Origin of the sequence: Pelagovum pacificum (genome assembly GCF_016134045.1) — a bacterium.
GTDB classification, from domain to species: Bacteria; Pseudomonadota; Alphaproteobacteria; order Rhodobacterales; family Rhodobacteraceae; genus Oceanicola; species Oceanicola pacificus_A.
In genome coordinates this window covers 2,402,232-2,420,525 of sequence record NZ_CP065915.1, presented here as the reverse complement: position 1 = coordinate 2,420,525, position 18,294 = coordinate 2,402,232, and the positions used below count along the sequence as shown (strand labels likewise).

The 18,294-nt window shown below is 61.1% G+C and carries 17 protein-coding genes and 1 tRNA gene; 13 read left to right on the top strand and 5 right to left on the bottom strand.

Annotated elements, in window-relative coordinates; translation table 11 throughout:
• Positions 1–4: 4 nt before the first annotated feature.
• The 9 genes from I8N54_RS11930 (at position 5) to I8N54_RS11890 (ending at position 8,424) form a co-directional block, all read left to right on the top strand.
• On the top strand, positions 5–1,213 hold the full coding sequence (locus I8N54_RS11930) for an SAM-dependent methyltransferase (RefSeq protein ID WP_140197012.1): 1,209 nt from the start codon (positions 5–7) through the stop codon (positions 1,211–1,213).
• 33 nt (positions 1,214–1,246) lie between these two features.
• A complete protein-coding gene (locus I8N54_RS11925) occupies positions 1,247–1,690 on the top strand; it encodes a TrgA family protein (protein WP_140197009.1) in 444 nt (147 codons plus the stop codon).
• A gap of 1 nt (position 1,691) precedes the next feature.
• A complete protein-coding gene (locus I8N54_RS11920) occupies positions 1,692–2,801 on the top strand; it encodes a gamma-glutamylcyclotransferase (protein WP_140197007.1) in 1,110 nt (369 codons plus the stop codon).
• Positions 2,802–2,853: 52 nt separating this feature from the next.
• A complete protein-coding gene (locus I8N54_RS11915) occupies positions 2,854–3,888 on the top strand; it encodes a cysteine synthase A (protein WP_140197005.1) in 1,035 nt (344 codons plus the stop codon).
• Positions 3,885–6,290, top strand: coding sequence for a DUF3772 domain-containing protein (locus I8N54_RS11910; RefSeq protein ID WP_140197002.1), 2,406 nt, complete (start codon positions 3,885–3,887; stop codon positions 6,288–6,290). Before I8N54_RS11915 ends, I8N54_RS11910 begins: the two co-directional genes overlap by 4 nt.
• Positions 6,287–7,003 (top strand): alanyl-tRNA editing protein, encoded by a 717-nt coding sequence (locus tag I8N54_RS11905; protein WP_140197000.1) that lies wholly within the window; start codon positions 6,287–6,289, stop codon positions 7,001–7,003. The genes I8N54_RS11910 and I8N54_RS11905 overlap by 4 nt, the downstream gene beginning before the upstream one ends.
• A gap of 48 nt (positions 7,004–7,051) precedes the next feature.
• On the top strand, positions 7,052–7,651 hold the full coding sequence (locus I8N54_RS11900) for a M35 family metallo-endopeptidase (protein WP_140196997.1): 600 nt from the start codon (positions 7,052–7,054) through the stop codon (positions 7,649–7,651).
• A gap of 153 nt (positions 7,652–7,804) precedes the next feature.
• A tRNA-Ser gene (locus tag I8N54_RS11895) sits at positions 7,805–7,894 on the top strand.
• A 356-nt stretch (positions 7,895–8,250) separates the two neighbouring features.
• The gene (locus I8N54_RS11890; protein ID WP_197097656.1) at positions 8,251–8,424 is read left to right on the top strand and encodes a hypothetical protein; all 174 of its coding nucleotides are present in this window, start codon (positions 8,251–8,253) and stop codon (positions 8,422–8,424) included.
• 342 nt (positions 8,425–8,766) lie between these two features.
• Here the strand turns inward: I8N54_RS11890 and I8N54_RS11885 are convergent, their stop codons facing one another.
• From I8N54_RS11885 to I8N54_RS11865, 5 genes are all read right to left on the bottom strand, one after another.
• Positions 8,767–9,414: an HNH endonuclease gene (locus I8N54_RS11885; RefSeq protein WP_140196994.1), complete on the bottom strand. Its 648-nt coding sequence runs from the start codon at positions 9,412–9,414 to the stop codon at positions 8,767–8,769.
• Entirely contained in the window at positions 9,411–10,922 is a 1,512-nt protein-coding gene (locus I8N54_RS11880) for an AAA family ATPase (RefSeq protein WP_140196991.1), read from the bottom strand. Before I8N54_RS11880 ends, I8N54_RS11885 begins: the two co-directional genes overlap by 4 nt.
• A 271-nt stretch (positions 10,923–11,193) precedes the next feature.
• Positions 11,194–12,408, bottom strand: a complete 1,215-nt coding sequence (locus I8N54_RS11875) for a restriction endonuclease (protein ID WP_140196988.1) — start codon at positions 12,406–12,408, stop codon at positions 11,194–11,196.
• 620 nt (positions 12,409–13,028) lie between these two features.
• A complete protein-coding gene (locus I8N54_RS11870; RefSeq protein ID WP_140196985.1) occupies positions 13,029–14,354 on the bottom strand; it encodes an ImmA/IrrE family metallo-endopeptidase in 1,326 nt (441 codons plus the stop codon).
• The gene (locus I8N54_RS11865; protein ID WP_198571725.1) at positions 14,339–14,971 is read right to left on the bottom strand and encodes a hypothetical protein; all 633 of its coding nucleotides are present in this window, start codon (positions 14,969–14,971) and stop codon (positions 14,339–14,341) included. The genes I8N54_RS11870 and I8N54_RS11865 overlap by 16 nt, the downstream gene beginning before the upstream one ends.
• Positions 14,972–15,568: 597 nt before the next feature.
• On the opposite strand from I8N54_RS11865, the gene I8N54_RS11860 reads away from it, so the two are divergent.
• From I8N54_RS11860 to I8N54_RS20290, 4 genes are all read left to right on the top strand, one after another.
• Positions 15,569–16,345: an amino acid ABC transporter substrate-binding protein gene (locus I8N54_RS11860; RefSeq protein WP_140196982.1), complete on the top strand. Its 777-nt coding sequence runs from the start codon at positions 15,569–15,571 to the stop codon at positions 16,343–16,345.
• A gap of 8 nt (positions 16,346–16,353) precedes the next feature.
• Entirely contained in the window at positions 16,354–17,028 is a 675-nt protein-coding gene (locus I8N54_RS11855) for an amino acid ABC transporter permease (protein WP_140196980.1), read from the top strand.
• Entirely contained in the window at positions 17,025–17,756 is a 732-nt protein-coding gene (locus I8N54_RS11850) for an amino acid ABC transporter ATP-binding protein (protein WP_140196977.1), read from the top strand. Before I8N54_RS11855 ends, I8N54_RS11850 begins: the two co-directional genes overlap by 4 nt.
• 327 nt (positions 17,757–18,083) lie before the next feature.
• On the top strand, positions 18,084–18,233 hold the full coding sequence (locus I8N54_RS20290; RefSeq protein ID WP_331459743.1) for an alpha/beta hydrolase family protein: 150 nt from the start codon (positions 18,084–18,086) through the stop codon (positions 18,231–18,233).
• The last annotated feature ends 61 nt before the right edge of the window (positions 18,234–18,294 follow it).

Genomic DNA, 18,294 nt, shown 5'->3' with positions numbered 1-18,294 from the left:
AGACATGATCCTGATGACGACCGAAGGGCAGAAGAACCTTCCGCGATATTTCGCACAGGTGTTCGATATCGCGCAGAAGCTGGAGCATGGTCGTATCGACCTGCACCTGCCCGACGGGCGCACGTTCCGTGCGGAGGGGCGGAAACCCGGCCCGGTGGCCGAAGCGCACATTCATGATCCCGACATCTTCGCCCGTTTGATCCGGGACGGCGACCTCGGCTTCTGCGAGGGCTACGTGGACGGGGCGTGGTCGACGCCCGACCTTCTGGCGTTTTTCGACTTCGTCCACGCCGACAACGACGCGATCTTCGACGGCTTTCCGGGGATATCGATCGTGCGCGCCTACGAGCGGTTCCGCTTCTGGATGCAGCGCAACACCAAGACGCAGGCGAAGAAGAACATCTCGGCCCACTACGACCTCGGCAACGAGTTCTACAGCCTGTGGCTCGATGAGAGCATGACCTATTCCTCCGCGCTGTTCGAAAGCGGGCAGGAGGCGCTCGAAACGGCGCAGCGCCAGAAATATGCGGCGATGGTCGACCAGATGGGCGCGAAGCCCGGCGACCACGTGCTCGAGATCGGCTGCGGCTGGGGCGGCTTCGCGGAATACGCCGCGAAGGAGCGGGGCCTGAAGGTCACCGGACTGACCATCAGCAAGGAACAGTACGATTTCGCCGTCGAGCGGATCCGCAAGGCGGGTCTCGAGGATCAGGTCGAATTCAAACTGCAGGACTACCGGGACGAGACGGGCTCTTACGACGGTATCGCCAGCATCGAGATGTTCGAGGCGGTGGGCGAGCAATACTGGCCCGTCTACTTCCAGACGCTGCGCGATCGGCTGAAGCCCGGCCGCAATGCCACGCTACAGATCATCACCGTCCGCGACGAGCGGTGGGAGAGCTACCGCAAGGGCGTCGATTTTATCCAGAAGTACGTCTTTCCGGGCGGTATGCTGCCCGCTCCGAAGCGCCTGAAGGAAGAGATCGCGGACGCCGGCCTGAAACTGGCGAAGAAGATGGACTTCGGCGAGAGCTACTCCATCACGCTGCGGCGCTGGCACGAGACCTTCAACGAGAAGTGGGACGATATCGCCCGCCTCGGCTTCGACGAGCGGTTCCGGCGGCTCTGGAATGTCTATCTCACCTCTTGCGCGGCGACCTTTCATAGTAGCAACTGCGACGTGACGCAGATCACCGTGGAGCGGCCAGCCTGACCCGGCCTTCCGCGAGAGCAGGAGGGACAGGACATGCCGACGTTCGCACGCCTTGCGGCGGCCATCTTCTACGCCGCGCTGGCGTGGTACGTCTCGGAGTACCTGATCGAACCGATGCTGCCGGAGGACGCCGATCCCGGTCGCTTCGCCGAGTTCACCGCCGTGGTGGGCCTGTTCTGCGGCTGGTCGATCGTCGGCAGCCGCGCCGGCCTCGGCTTTGCGGCGATGATGGGGGTCGGACTAACGGGTGCGGTCATCACTTTGCTCTGGGCGGTTTTCCTGCTCAGCTTCTACGAGATGATCCTCGACAGCCTGAACATGCTCTATCCCGGCCCGATGGCGGCGGTGGTAGATGTGTTCGACAAGATGGTCGTCCACCTGACCTTCATCTCTACCTACGAGATCTGGGGCACCATCCTCGGCGTCGGTATCATCGGCGGCATCGTCACGGAAATCGCGGGCCGGACCTATCGCTGACATGACGCTCTTCCTTTATGGGACGCTGCGGCACCGCCCGCTGCTGACGCATGTGCTCGGCCGTGACCCGGGCGAGCTGCCGTCCGGTGTGCTGGCCGGGCATGAAGTGCGCGGCGTCGACGGGCAGCGCTATCCGGGCCTCGCCACCGGTGGGGGCGACGTGCCGGGCCTGCTGCTCGACGTCACGCCGCAGGAGCGGGCACGGCTCGACTATTACGAGGGCGGCACGCTCTACGCCGTGAAGGAGGTCGAGGTCAGCACGGGGGACGGTCCGGTGCGGGCCGAGGTCTACATGCCGGGTGACCGGTCCGTCTTGTCGGGCGACCCGTGGGATTTGGACGCCTGGGTGGCGCGCTGGGCGGCGGCCACCGTGGAATCGGCGGTCGAGATCATGGAGCGGTTCGAGGCCGGCCAGCCGGTCGAGGACATGATCGCGGTGCACCACGGTATCGAGGCGCGCGGCTGGATCCGGGCCGAACTGGTGAAACCCGCGCCGACCGAAGTGCGCGGGTCGGACAACCCGGTCGACATCACTTCGACCTCCACGGGCTACGACGGCTTCTTTCGGATGCGGCGGTTTACCTTCCGACATCGCCGGTTCGACGGTGCGCTGAGCCCGGAGCTCGGCCGGGAATGTTTCGTGTCGTTCGATGCGACTCTGATCCTGCCCTACGATCCGGCGACGGATCAGGTGCTGCTGATCGAGCAGCTGCGCTTCGGTCCGCTTATGCGCGGTGATCCACATCCCCTTGTGCTGGAACCAGTCGCGGGAATGGTCGACGCGGGCGAAACGCCGGAAGAGGGCGCCGTCCGCGAGGCGATCGAGGAGGCGGGCCTCGGCATCCGCGAAGTCCTGCCGATCTCCTCGGTCTATTCATCGCCGGGCTACAACACGGACTATTTCCATTGTTTTCTTGGGCTTGCCGACCTCTCCGGGGCCGACCAGAGGCTCGGTGGTGCGGAGGAGGAACATGAGGACATCAAGAGCCACGTGATGTCCTTCGACCGCGCGATGGCGCTTGTCGACAGCGGTGAGATCAACGTCGGACCGCTGGTGATGATGCTGCTCTGGCTCGCACGGCATCGCGAGCGGTTGCGCGCCTCGGGTTGAGTTCGCCGGCGTGCGAACCTAAACCGTCCCAGCAGCGCATCAGGAGGCTACGATGCAGTTCAAACCCGACCTCGCCACCGCCGTGGGAAACACGCCGCTGATCAAGTTGCGCCGCGCCTCGGAAGAGACGGGCTGCACGATCCTCGGCAAGTGCGAATTCATGAACCCCGGCCAGTCCGTGAAAGACCGGGCCGCGCTCTCGATCATCACCGACGCCATCGAGCGCGGTGAGCTGCTGCCCGGCGGCACGATCGTCGAGGGCACCGCCGGCAACACCGGCATCGGGCTCGCTGTCGTGGGCGCGTCGATGGGCTTCAAGACCATCATCGTGATCCCAGAGACCCAGAGCCAGGAAAAGAAGGACATGATCCGGCTCGCGGGCGCGCAGCTCGTACAGGTGCCGGCCGTGCCTTACCGCAACCCGAACAACTATGTCCGCTACTCCGGCCGGCTGGCCGAGACGCTTGCCAAGGACAGCACGCACGGCGTCATCTGGGCGAACCAGTTCGACAACACCGCCAACCGCGATGCCCACATCGACGGCACCGGCCCCGAGATCTGGGAGCAGACCGGCGGCAAGGTCGACGGCTTCGTCTCTGCCGTCGGCACCGGCGGCACGCTGGCTGGCGTCGGCATGGCGCTTCAGCCCAAGGGCGTGAAGATCGCGCTCGCCGATCCGGGCGGCTCCGGGGTTATGTCGCTGCTCCAGTCGGGCGAGGCCGATATGTCCGGCACCTCGATCACCGAGGGGATCGGCAATGGCCGTATCACGAAGAACCTCGAAGGCTTCATGCCCGACTTCTGCTACAAGGTGAGCGACGAGGAGGCCCTGCCGATCGTCTTCGACCTGCTGAAGGACGAGGGGCTCTGCGTTGGCGGTTCTTCCGGCATCAACATCGCGGGGGCGATGCGCCTCGCCAAGGAGCTGGGGCCGGGCCACACCATCGTGACGATCCTCTGCGACTACGGCACGCGCTACCAGTCCAAGCTGTTCAACCCCGAGTTCCTGCGGTCCAAGGACCTGCCCGTGCCCGGCTGGATGGACGGCACGCCCGACGACCTCCCCGGCGTGTTCGAGGACGCATGACCTCCCGCCTGGTCGCGGCGCTTCTGCTGGCGCTGGCCATCCTGGCCGGGCCGGCGGCGCTGGCGCAGGTGGATTCTCCGGTCAACAGGGAAGAGGTCCCCGACCTTCTGTCGTGGGAGAGCGTGGTCGAGCGGGCAGAGCTTGCGATCGACAACCGGCGCGCCTCGACCTTCGCGTTCGAGCAACTCCGCAACGAGATCGCCGGCTATCGCACCCGGTTCGAGCAGGCGCAGGGCCAGAACTCGGCCCGCATCGCCACGCTCGAGCAGCAGATCGAGGCGCTCGGCGAGCCGCCCGAGGAGGGCGGTAGCGAGCCGGAGGCGATCACCGAGCGCCGGGCGGAGCTTCGGTCGCGCCTGAACGATCTGATGGCGCCGGTGCGGCTCGCCAACGAAACCTACGTGCAGGCCAACGGCCTGATCGGCGAAATCGACGCGCTGATCCGGATGCGGCAGACGCGCTCGCTCGCCGGGCGGGGGCCGATGCCGCTGAACCCGACGACATGGGGCGATGGCGTGCTCACCTTGCAGCGCGGTATCGCGACTCTCGCGTCGGAGACCAAAAACTCGATCAGCAACGAAGTCCGCCAGCGCGAGCTCTTCGACAACCTGCCGGCCATCCTGATCTTCGTGGTCGTGGCAACGGTGCTGCTGATGCGCGGGCGGCTCTGGATGCGGCGGCTGAACGCGCGGGTGAACCGACGGGGCGGGCGATCGCACGGGGTGCTGTCCTTCCTGCTGTCGACCGGCAAGTTCATCTTGCCCTCCATCGGGCTTCTGGCGCTGTTCACCGGGATCATCGCGACCGGCCTCGTCGGGGTCCACGGAGAGGCCATGCTGCCCGACCTCCTCGGCGCGGGCATCCTGATCCTCTTCACCCGGTGGCTGGGCGAGCATTACTTCCCGAGCGACGGAGAGGGGCGCGCCGGACCGCTGGAGTTCGGAGAGCTCGGCCGAATGCGGGCGCGCTTTCTCGCCAACCTGCTCGGCTGGGCGATCGGGCTGGAGACCGTGCTGCGCAGCATGCTCTCAACCATCGACAGCTCGCCAGAGGCGTCGGCGGTCGTGATGTTCCCGGCGCACCTACTGACCGGCTTCGCGCTGTTCCAGTTCGGCCGCATCCTCGCGCGGCCGATCTCCGACACGGAAGAGGACGAGGGCCGGAAGTATCGCGGCCGGATCATCAGCACCGTGGGCCGCATCGCCACGCTGGCGGGGGTGGCCACGCCGCTGCTTGCTGCGCTTGGCTACGAGGCGGCGGCGGAGGCACTCGGCCGTCCGATGGCGATGACACTGGGTGTGTTCGGCGTGGTGCTGCTGCTTCAGCGGCTGGTCTATGACATCTACATCCTGATCACCAACAACTCGGAGACGGCGGAGAACGCCCTGTTGCCGGTCCTCGTCGCGATGGCGCTCGCCCTGATCGCGCTGCCGATCCTCATCCTGATCTGGGGCGCCCGCGTCGCCGACCTGACCGAGGCATGGACCCGGTTCCGCGAGGGCTTCACCGTCGGCGACACCACGCTGTCGCCGCGCAACGTGCTGATCTTCGCGGCGGTCTTCGCCGGGGGCTACGTGCTGACCCGGATCGTGCAGGGCGCGCTGCGCGCGACCGTGCTGCCCAAGACCCGGCTCGATGTCGGTGGCCAGAACGCGGTCGCGGTCGGGATCGGCTACCTCGGCATCATGATCGCCGCGATCTTCGCCATCACGAGCGCGGGCATCGACATGTCGAACTTCGCGCTCGTCGCCTCCGCGCTGACGGTCGGTATCGGCTTCGGCCTGCAGAATATCGTGTCGAACTTCATCTCCGGGATCATCCTGCTCGTCGAACGCCCGATCGGCGAGGGCGACTGGATCCAGGTCGGCGACCAGATGGGCTACGTCCGCGACATCTCCGTCCGGTCCACCCGGATCGAGACCTTCGACCGCACCGACGTCATCGTGCCGAACGCCGACCTCGTCTCCAACGTCGTGACCAACTGGACGCGCGGCAACAACGTCGGGCGGATCATCGTCCCCGTCGGGGTGGCCTACGGCACCGATACCGAGATGGTCTCCGACGTGCTGCTCTCCATCGCGCGGCAGCATCCGATGGTGCTGCACAATCCGGAGCCGTACGTCTTCTTCAAGGGGTTCGGGGACAGTTCGCTCGACTTCGAGATCCGTGCCATCCTGCGCGACGTGAACTGGATCCTGTCGGTTCAGACCGAGATGAACCACGCCATCGCGCGCCGTTTCGCCGAGGAGGGGATCGAGATCCCGTTCCCGCAGCGCGACATCTGGGTGCGCAGCAAGGACGGCGCGGGGTCCGACGCGCGCTCCACGCAGGGGCCGCACGACAATTGGGAGGACACGTTGAAGGGCGATCAGCCCGACGTCGTGAAGGGGGAAGACATATGACCGAGATGCTGTTCCGCGCCGATGCCTACCTGCGCGAGGCGGAGGCCCACGTTACCGGCCACACCAGCGAAGGGGGCCTGATCCTCGACCGCAGCCTGTTCTACGCGACCGGCGGCGGCCAGCCCGGCGACAGCGGCCGGCTGGAATGGGACGGCGGCACAATCGACATCGCGACCGCGGTCAAGGGGGAGGGCGACGACATCGTCCTGATCCCCGCGGAGCCCGCCGCGCTGCCGCCCGAGGGCGCGAAGGTCACCCAGGTCCTCTACTGGGAGCGGCGGCACCGCCACATGCGGATGCACACCGCGCTCCACCTCCTGTCCGTCGTCATCCCGCGCCCCGTCACCGGCGGCTCCATCGGGGCTGAGAAGGGGCGGCTCGACTTCGACATGCCCGAAGCCCCCGACAACAAGGAAGAGATCGAGGATACCCTCAACCGCATGATCGCCTGCGACTTCCCGGTGAGCGAGGAATGGATCACGGAAGAAGAACTCGACGCGCAGCCGGACCTTGTGAAGACCATGTCGGTCAGCCCGCCACGCGGGGCAGGGCGCATTCGCCTCGTTCGGATCGGCGACGGTGAGAATACCGCCGATCTCCAGCCCTGCGGTGGCACGCATGTCGCCTGGACGTCCGAAATCGGCACCGTGCGCCTCGGGAAGATCGAGAAGAAGGGCAAGCAGAACCGCCGGGTCTCCCTGTTGCTCGACTGACCGGGCTGACGCATAGTCAGCTCAGTTACGTCTCAACGGAGGGCAGGGATGTTTCGTATTCTCCTTGCGGTCATCCTCATGACCATAGCCGCGCCTGCGCTGGCCCACGACTTCGAACGCTGCGAGAAGGGGGAGATCGCGCTCGTCGAGGAAGCGCTCGTCGGGGCCGAGAAGATCGCCCTGCGCGCCGCTGTCTCGATCGGCGATACCCCCGAGTACCGCCGCTGGTTCGGCCCCTACTCGAAGAACAACGCGGCCTCCGTCCGGGCGAGCTTCAAGTCGATCTACACCGCGATCAACGAGAACGAGATCAAGATCGTCTGCGCCAACATCGGCGAGGAGGATTGCGACAGCGAGATGTACGCCAACGTCTGGACGCACGATCACTTCGCCATCAACCTCTGTCCGTCCTTCTTCGAGATGCCGCGGATGTATGCCTTCCCCTCCGGCTCCATCGAGATGGAGAACGGCAGCCGCGAAGGCACGATCATCCACGAGATGAGCCACTTCGACGTCGTCGCCCGGACGGAAGACATCTGCTATTCCCGCAGCGCCTGCTCGGAGCGTGCTCTCGTCGATCTGGAGGTGCTGATCGACAACGCCGACAGCTACCAGTACTTCGCCGAGGACATCTCCTACCTGCAGTGACGGGCGCGTTGTCGTTGGCCGCCCCCTGTGGCGGCCCGACGGCGCCCGCGCATTGCCTGTGCGGTGCCTCGGCGGTGACCTCGGGCAAAAGCCCGGTGAAAAGCGTCTTCGGCCTCTTGCACTCGGTCCACACCTTCCGCTAGAGACGCCGGCGGAGAGGTGGCCGAGTGGTCGAAGGCGCACGCCTGGAAAGTGTGTAGGCGGGAAACCGTCTCGAGGGTTCGAATCCCTTCCTCTCCGCCACTTGCCCGCGCGAAAGCGTTCTCCCGATCCGGCGGCGGCCGGATTTTTCCGTTGTTTTCGAGGGTTATGCGCGAGGGGCTGAGCACTGGCCCCGGTGCGCGGTGGCCCGGAAGCGGTCTCTCCGGGCCGATATTCTCTGGACCTCATGACTGCGCCGATTTGGTGAATACCCTGCAAGTCACTGAGGTGGCTTGGTTTCTGGGTGGTCCGCCTGATCAAGTCGATCGCGGTCGCGTTCGGTCAAGCGCGACCGGGATCGAACAAGAGACTGGCGTGACCTGACCCGTCATCCTGATGCTGCGGCTTCCGTTGCTTGTCGTGCTGCGACTTAAGTCTCGAGGACCTTTCCCGAGACCATGCACGACGACCCCTACTTCGGCTTCCGCGACCAGGCGGCGCTCAGTTCTCTGTTGGCCTTGGTGAAAAAAATTTTGACCGTCCTCCACGGCTTCACGGTCGGTTGGTCGCTGGAGCATGCGAGCAAGGGGGCAATAGGTGAAGGCGGGCGGAGAGCAGCCATTCGCTGCTGAGACGACCGAGGTCCAAGAAAGGCGGAGAGCGGACCTTCGCTGCGATGACGACTAACGTCCGAAAGGGGCGGGGAGCAGTCGTTTGCTGCAGTGTCGATCAAGGTCCGGGAGAGGCGGAGAGCGGCCATTCGCTGCGGTCCGCATCAAAGTCGCCTAAGGGCGGGGAGCAGTCGTTTGCTGCAGTGTCGATCAAGGTCCGGGAGGGGCGGGAAGCTGCCGTTCGCTGCGCAAGTGGCCAACTTCAGAAATGTAGATTTGCCCGCAGAGCGACGTATCTCGAGTAGCACGCAAACCTTGCAAGCTTCGTGATGGCCGCGCCATGCTCAAAATCGATGTTCGTCCTTAGTCTGCCGCCTTCTGAGGTTGTGCCCTCACATAAGTTTTGTACGCTTCGATAGCGACTTCCTTGGTCAAGGCGTCCGCTTGGGGGTCCATCATCACGCCGATCAACCCGTCGACCAAAGGGTTGGGCGGTGTCACTTCGGCCCCTGCCTTGGTGATGCCAAAGCGCCACAGCTTGCACATGCCGACAAGCTCGGCCCCCTTGGGAGAGAGTGGCTTAACAACATCGCCATACCACCGAATGTGATCATGGTAGTTGTCAAAGTGAGGGTGGACGATTTTGTAGTGCTTCGCTTCATCAGGAAATGACTTACGCTTGGGATTAGTGCGGACTTCATCGTCTCCTTTAGCGATGTTGCAGTCTTTGCATGATGCTGCCAAATTACGTGGCTCAAACATGAAGTGTGGCGCGATTTTCTTGGCGATTATGTGCTCACCGTCCCAGACCGCATTGTTGTCGGTCGGGTACTCGCGCCCGCAATAGCAGCATCGGCGGTTCTGCTCGGCGATATAGTGTACTTTGATCTCTGCACGGACAGTGGCGACAGCGTCGTCGCCCCAATATTTGTGATCCTTTTGCCCACACTCAAGCGCATCGAAAGTATCAACCAGTGCTTGGCACGCAGCGCCATATTGAACCGGATTCATGACTGCGCCTCAGTCCCTGCGTCCCTCGCAGCTTCTTCAACGTTTCTAATCAATTCAGCCGCTGGATCGTTTGGCTCCAACTCGGTCGCAAATTTACGCAAGTCAGCAAGCGCTTCGTCAAAATCCTTGGAGTTCATATCCCCATTTGCAATCAAACGGAGTGCAGTGACGATACGGTCTCGGACGTGAAGATTGTTTGATGTCGGCGCACCGAAGACTTCGGCGAGGAGGTAGTCTGCGGATTGACCCTTCAGTTCCTTCGTAGTTGGCAGCTCTTCTTGGTCGAGCGAGATGACTTCGGCGTGCTCAGGCAACTCGGAGACCACCATAGGTGAGTGAGTTGCCACTACGAAGTGACAACCATGGTAACGAGCGAAAGTGCGCAGCAGCAAATCGATGTACTTCACCTGCCACTCGGGATGCAGGCTGAGTTCTGGCTCGTCAATGAGGACCAAACTTCCGTTCTTGATGACAGATGCCAGCGCGATAAGCGCAGAGACCATACTCAACTGACCAGAACTTGCCTGAAGGAGATCGGTCGGGCCCCCATCCTTGAGTTCAACTTCAACGCCGGACATGCTCAGGAGGCCTGCACGACGTAACGGCTGAAGATCGAGAAACAAGGGGTCTTGAAATCCAGTCTCCAGGTCTGCGTGCGTTCCAATACGGCTTCCCAAAGCTTTCGCGAAGGCGAGACGCGCTAGATGTTGAAGGTGGGATAACGACACATCACTTCGAGAAATATCCTCTAGAAGACGCCTTTTCGTATAAGATAAGTCGTGATCGGCGTAAGGGTCGCCGCCGTTCGCGATGGTTTGGAGCAATGACCGTTCCCTGAGCGCGTAGATGACATTAACCATCGGCCTCATTCCAAGAAAGTCGAATACGGCCCCGATGTTACTCAGTCTAAGAGCGCTGTTATCCGCTGTGTCGAACAAGCTGCTTAAGGATCTAAATAAAAGAGTCCGAATGGATGCCTTACCGAAATTGTCTCGTAGGCCAAGATACTGGTACATTGATGATGCGGCATCAACTTGAACTACTGAACGACGTATTGTTCTGGGTAGTGGAAACTTGTCGAATGGGCTGATAGTCAGCGCGACGATACGTTTCGGTAAGGGAAGGTCTTTGGGAGCAACTTCCTCGCCGTTTACCTGAATGCTAATCGAGCGATGCCCTGTCTGCGCGACTCTGCATTGATGGCCATCCACGCGATAGACCAGAAGTTCCAGCGGGAGCTCATCCTTGATCCTTTTTCGCTCACCCTGTTGCAGCTCTTCGAGGCGCAGGAATGTCTGAACGATTGCGCTTAATAGATGGGATTTCCCAGTTCCGTTTTTTCCGATTATTGCCGTCAAATGTTCATGCTGTTCGCCAGCCATGTGAGGCTTGCGGCTAAAGACGGCGTGAGGGTTGATATACGGGCGGCCCTTGTGTCGCCATGGAATCTCAACGCGTACATCTGCAGTGCGCGCTTCCAGCAACTGAAAATCATTTTCTGCGTACAAGAACCAAACCCTCAGTATAATTTTAGCAACTATCAAGTGTGCAATGTGCAATGTCGAGGTTAGCTATGTGCATGTGGCAGACTTCTGACTAAATGTGCCACCGGAGCAACTTATCCACGAAGGCACGCTGTGCCAAAACTAAGTGGCCGCATGTGGATGCACGAGCGTGACTACGCGTTGGCTCACTTGAAAAGCTGGTGAAGTAGGATGGGAGCAGCCATCCGCTGCGCTTGGCATGGACGTTAACTCAGGGCCGGCAATCATTCCCGAGCTAATCGTAAAGATCGAAGCTCGCGGGAGCTCCGTCCCATGCTGTATATAGGTTCTGACCGTCCCAATAGCTTACCTTGCCGTCGTGGACGGTCCGCTTTGCGCGGAAGACGGTATCAGCTGTCAGACGGTCCAGGCAAGCGGGGCCAGTATCGGGCACCTCGCAACCTCTCTGTCCATAACCATCGTCTGAGATGGTCTTTGCTGGGATGGCCATCAGCAGCGCTGCGTGCTTCGTCTCCTTAAGTATGATCGAGAACTGGTTGGTGAGAACAGAGTAGCCTGTCCGCGCGTGGACGATGCGGGGATCCCTAAAAGTAAGGCTCTGAAGCAGCGAAGCTACTGCTTGGCGTGTCACCAGCTTTGACTTATCGCGGATGATGCCTGCGCTTGCCTCCTGGCACCATTCGCTGACATCGGCAGAGGTCGTTAACTTCATTGGGATGCGGGTCCGTCCGGCGAACTTCCGTGCCGAAGGAAGGTAATCGGAGGTCGTGACGAACATGCTCTTCTGCGCCGCTTCAACGTCTGCGACGCCATGCAGCGCTGCTACTGCCGACAGATCGATTTTATTCTTTGGAGAGTAGCGCTTGGCTTGGACCAGCGTCAGTATGTCGCCCAGTGGGTCTCGCTGGAGCACGCGAACGTCTATGCCGCCATCATTGGAGCCCGGTCCTAGCTCGCAAGTGAACCCTTGAGCCTGGAAGATCCGGAACAGTAGTGTCTCGAATTCTCGCCAAGTGAGGCGGTGGAGATCCTCCGGGCGCCTCGCGAAGTACGAATATAGCTCTTCGTAAACATCTGCGACGTCCTGCTGGACCAGTCCGCACACCCACTGCCAGTTTTCGCGGTCGAGGAACGGCTGGAATAATGGGCTATTGTCCTCTGGATATAAATAAACGCTGGCACTATCGTTACGCTCATACCAGAAACCTTGTCGCGCTAGCAGGTCGAAGAACTCAATATCGAGTCCGTGGAAATCGCCATCGAGCGCGCGTCCGAGGTCGCCGTCGAAGTGTAGGATTGTGACGACGGGGGGCTCCCCAGGCTCTCCGCCGACGCGTTCGGCAAAGGACTTGAAGCCGCAGTCGAACCAAAGCTCGTGACGGATTGCCCACTCCTGTATTGAACGTTGCAGGTCGTTGACCACCACGTCGAGCTCTGCATCGGACGGAGACTGCGCTGCGACGCTCGGATTCAGCAATTCGTCAGACATCGTGTGTTTCCGCCCCGGTTGGCTGTTGAATGGCTTTGTCTCTAACGCATCCGGCTCGACTGTCATCTCCCGTAGGTTCGACAACACAGTCGCCGAATAATAACCGCTCGTCTATGCTATGTGCATGACCCTCAAGCTGATCGGCGCCCCTCCCTGTCTATCCGTTTAATGGCAAGATTAAATAAGAGCTAAAATCACGTGGAGCACGAGAGACTGGCCGGTCCATAATAGAAGGGTCATCTAAGAAGGGCGCGTCAGCTGCGGCTTCCTCCTACTGAGGGCCCTCTTCGGAGGCAATATGCTGCGGAGAGGAGATGCGGCCGGTTTGGTGAAGCAGCGCCGCAGCAGAGCCAGCTTGGCGAATGTCCGGAAGGGGCCGGAACCGGACGTGGCTCGGGCCCAATCTCGATCGGCAGCTGTGGGACGGAGCATACCGATGACTTGGGCCAGATGACGGATACTCTGGCGCGCGACCCCAGGTCGGCTTGGAGCCTGTCGCCGACACTCGGACCAGCCGCCGCGAAACCAGCATCTCATCAAAGGCGATCTATAGCTGATGGTCAGCACCCGCGAATACGTCAAAGAAAGAATTGCCTTTGCTTCCCAGCATTCACTCTAAATCAGGGCGTCGCCAAATATCCCAGGCCTTCAAGATCATCACGATCAATTTTGTCATGGGTCCGAAGAAGCGTGTTAATAACCATAGGAGAAACATCAAAGAGATCGGCTATGTCCTGCTGCTTCTCCTCTGAGTAGTCTCCAGCCATTAATTCATCAATAACCGAGAAGGGTGCAAGCAGCTCGGCAGCAAAGGAACGCTGCGCCTTCTGCCTATATGTTGAGGAACTGATAGCTGGGTGAAGTGACCCAGGAGGATTCATGAGTTGATCGCCAATAAGGCGCGCCAGCGCAAATCGCCGGCTCACTCTGGGACGCTGATTGAGAACTATACTCGATTTCGTTCCGTTTCTCTCGGTCAGAGCAAATGAGAGCGGCACCTGGACCGAAGGTTCGTTTGAAAGAAGAGACGGGCTTGCGCCCATCAGTTCGGCAAGTTTTTTATCAGTAAGAGCTCTGTCCTCGAGGCGTTCCTGTTGTCTGACTAGGTCAGCAGCAATCCTTCCGCGCTTCCAGGCGGGAACCTCGGCTGGATTAGGTAACTCGCGCATTCGTAAGGCGTCACTTAGTTTTGCGTTGAAACCGACAGTTGCTGCCGCACCTTCAAAATCTTCGACATTGCTCATCATCCTGCGACCAGACGTTGAAAAGCCGGCAGCGACTTCATCAACGGCAGCGCTCCCCAGCCGTTCACGACTTGCTATTAAACTTTCAATCGCTTGATCATCAATAGAATCAGGGTCTCGTCCCATAAGCGCTTCCAACCGCCTCCGTTCAGCGAGGTCCGGATTGTTGCGCTCTTCAAGAACGTCTTTCCAGAGGCGGTCAAGATTAGTGAACTCAACTTTTCTTTCGCGTAGCCTTCCGATTATACGCGGCATGAATTCATCAACTGCATGTTCAAATGTAGTCGAGGGAATAACGACAGGCGATGCACCGACGTACCGGAATGGTTTGGCATCCGGTCTGACAGACGGACGCGATATAAGAACGGATCGGTGTCCATCCGACCAGATTTGAATATTCGGCCATACATACCCCTCGCCGATTGTATTCATCTGGTGAACGAGATTCCAGTCGGGGGCGTGAGAACACGACTCCCATCTCAGACGCCACCAGTTCCAGGCCAACCATTCGGCAAGGTAGTAGGCTGAAACAAGCGGTCCAACCCTGAATCCATTCAGGTAATGATCGAATCCCTCAGTGAGCGTTTGACCGTTGGCTTTGATCGAAAGTATCCCAAAGGAGGCGCGTTCTTCTGGCGCACCCTCGTCAAGAACCTCAGATGTGAGACTGAATTCCAATCCAGAAGTCATCGCTTTTTCCACTCTTCCAGGACATACTTCCGGACAGATTGTTCATCTTCGCCAATGCGGTAACCATGATATTTGGTTTCCTGATCAGCCTTAGCCTTTGCTTCATAAACCTCGCCATCAGCATCAACAGCCCAAACATATTTGGGAATGCCGTCGGGCTCAAAGCGGCTGACCATGCCACGCATGATACCGCTCTGGAACAGTTCTGATGCTTCCTTGATGAGAACGGCGCGAAGCGCATCGCATGGTGACTTCGACGGTCTTGGGTTGTGGCTCGGGGTGAAGCCATAGTCACCAGGGCGTAGCTTGTGGTTCGCCGTGCCGACGTAGCAGACTTTTGCGCACAGAGCTTTACGCTGCTCAATTGTGGTCGCATCTTCATCCCAGATACGTCTGTCCGGGCGATTGCCCTCGCGCCTTCGGCCAGCCATCGGCTTGTGCTCCTTAGGGGCAATGCTTCCGTGAAACTGCAGCACGCGTCCCGCGTCGTAGTCTGTCTGTTCTGGTCCGTCATACTTACCGATAGCCCATATAGCATGGCGAAACGAAGAAACACAGGGAGCTAGATTCGGCTCTTTTGCGAGAGTTTCGTCCGATTGCCATCGCGTTACGGCCGGATCGCTTTCCACCTCTGTATGGCCTCACTACGGGTCCAGAAAACTATCATACACAGGCAGCAGACGGCAGTTTCGACCCGCGAAGTGTGAGTTCTCCTCGGCATCGATCTCGCGGGCGCGGCGAACGGCTGGTATGGTGAAGCCGCATCGCAGCGACCAGCCCCTGTCGCGAAGGTCCGGTTAGGGCCGGGAGGGATGGTCGCCTGAACATCCGATGAGTGTCCGGTTAGAGCTGGAAGCACCCGAGCGATCAGTTCAACTGATCCACCTCCACTCTAAGTCGGAGACCGAACCGACCTACTGCGCGAAGACCAGAAGCCGGGGCCGACCCATAAACCTGCCTTCAAGACCTCGCTCGAGAGGAGCTCTGCGTGCCGACAACCCACCGCCTAGAACCTCGGTAGGATCTACTTTGGGACTATGCCCTCGGTAGGCCAAGCCGCCGTCCCGTATTGAGACGGAACATTTGTCTTGTGGCGGAGCGGCAAGCGGAACAAACGGCCGTCCGCGCTGTTGGATTAGCTCGGCTGTTCTTATTCCTACGCACGCGTTGTAGCACCCGGCAGTTGTGGCCACCTCTAGTCCTCACCAATCGAAAGGGAGCCCTAGATGCTCAGATCGTTCATCTTCGCCGCCGGGATCGCGTCGACCGCCATTGCCAGCCCGCTCGCCGCTCAGGACATCGAGACGCTGCGTGTCGGCATGTCGGGCGGCTACTTCCCCTTCACCTTCGTCCGCCAGGACGAATTGCAGGGCTTCGAGGTCGATGTGATGAACGCCGTCGGCGAGCGGGCGGGGTTTGAGATCGAGTTCGAGACGATGTCCTTCTCGGGCCTGATCGGCGCGTTGGAGGCGGGGCGGATCGACACGATCGCCAACCAGATCACCATCACCCCCGAGCGCGAAGCCGCCTTCGTCTTCAGCCAGCCCTACGTGATCGACGGCGCGCAGGTCGTCGTGCGCGAGGGCAACGAGGAGATCGGCGGGGTCGATGACCTGTCCGGCCGATCGGTTGCAGTGAACCTTGGCTCGAACTTCGAGCAGTTGCTGCGGGACCTGCCGAACGCGGACGAGATCGATATTCGCACATACGAATCGAACATCGAGCAGGACGTTGCGCTCGGCCGGGTCGATGCCTTTGTCATGGACCGCGTCTCCTCCACCCAAGTCATCGCCGAAAGCCCGCTGCCGCTGCAACTGGCCGGGCAACCCTTCTCGGAGATCCGCAACGCCCTGCCGTTCCGCGACGACGAGGACGGGCGCGAGTTGCGCGACCGGGTGGACGCCGCGCTGACGTCCCTGCGCGAGGACGGCACGCTGGAGGCGATCTCTCAGGAGTGGTTCGGCAGCGACATCACGACGGCCGCCACCGCCGCGGCGGAATAACCTGACGGATGCGGGCACTCGACCTCGACTATATGCTGGCGCTGGTGCCTGTCATCCTGAGCTACGTGCCGCTGACGTTGCTGATGGCGGTCGTGGCCATGGGCTGCGCACTGATCCTCGCTTCGCTCCTGGCGGTGGAACGGGTGGTGCGCGTGCCGGGGCTGGACTGGCTGGTGATCCTTTTCATCAGCTTCTTCCGCGGCACGCCACTGCTCGTGCAGCTGTTCCTGTTCTACTACGGACTGCCGCAGGTCGTCTCGGTCCTCACCCAGATCAACGGTGTGACGGCGGCGATCATGGGTTTGACGCTGCATTTCTCCGCCTACATGGCCGAGGCAATCCGCGCCGCCATCACCGGCGTGGACCGCAGCCAGTGGGAGGCGGCGCAGTCGATCGGCATGACCCAAGGGCAGATGATGCGCCGGATCGTGCTGCCCCAGGCCGCCCGCATCGCGGCGCCGACGCTGGTCAACTACTTCATCGACATGATAAAAAGCACCTCGCTCGCCTTCACACTCGGCGTCACGGAGATGATGGGCGCCACTCAGAAGGAGGCGTCGGGGAGCTTCCTGTATTTCGAGGCCTTCCTCGTCGTAGCATTGATCTACTGGGTGATCGTCGAGGTGCTGAGCCAGGGACAAAGACAGCTTGAGACGCGGCTTGGAAAGGCCTTCGCCAGATGATCCGGGTCCGTGGCCTAACCAAGCGGTTCGGCGCCACCACGGTGCTGGACGACATAGACCTGGACATCGCGGACGGCGAGCGGGTGGTCATCATCGGACCCTCTGGGACCGGCAAATCTACGTTGCTGCGCTGCCTGAATTTCCTTGACCGGCCCGAGGCTGGGCGGATTGAGATCGGTAGCGTCGCGGTCGACGCCGCCCATGCCGGCAAGCGCGACATTCTGGCCCTGCGGCGGGCGACTGCCTATGTTTTTCAGAACTACGCGCTCTTCGCGAACCGCACTGCGAAACAGAACATCATGGAAGCCCTCGTTACTGTGCAGGGCCGCCCGAAGGACGAAGCCGAGGCGCGCGCGATCAAGGTCCTGGCGGAGACCGGCCTGGCCGACAAGGCGGACAGCTATCCTGCCGCCCTCTCGGGCGGTCAGCAGCAGCGCGTCGGAATCGGCCGGGCGATGGCGATCGGCGCAGACTTGATGCTGTTCGACGAGCCGACCTCGGCGCTCGACCCCGAATGGGTCGGCGAGGTGCTGGACCTGATGCGCCGCGTGGCCGAACAACGGCAGACCATGCTGATTGTCACGCACGAGATGTCTTTCGCCCGCGAGATCGCGGACCGGATCCTCTTCATGGAGGGCGGCCGCATTGTCGAGCAGGGGCCGCCCGAGCAGATGCTCGATGCACCAAAGGACGAGCGGTTGCAGCACTTCCTGCGGCGTGTCGGCTGAAGACGCATGCCTGGACGCCGTCAAAGATCGATATTTCGGTGAAGGGCCGTCCGCGGTTCACGGCCCAAACGCGGACGTGAGGTACACAGATCATTGTCTAATCATGCGTGGCATTGCTGCGATGCAGCGTTACCTTTTCAGGGCAGTTTGACTTTGCGTCGGCGCAAACCGGTGTCACCAAGGAACCCAATTCATGAACGAACCTTCTGCTCGGCAACCCTCTGAAACAAGGGACCGCCTCACCGTCCTCAGGGAGTTCGGAACCGACCCGGGTTCGCGGAGCGCAGGCGTGTACATTCCTGATAACTTACCTAGTAACGGCCCCTTGTGGTCGTGCTGCATGGCAGCACCCAATCTGTGGCGAGTTATGACGTCGGATCGGGCTGGTCCAGTCTCGCCAACGCGTGCGGGGTGGCACTTCTGTTTCCGGGGCAGCGGAAGGCCAACAACGCAATCGGCAGATTTAACTGGTTCTAGCCGGGCGACAGCCATCGCGACGGCGGCGAACCACTCTCAATCCGGCAGATGATCATGCGGG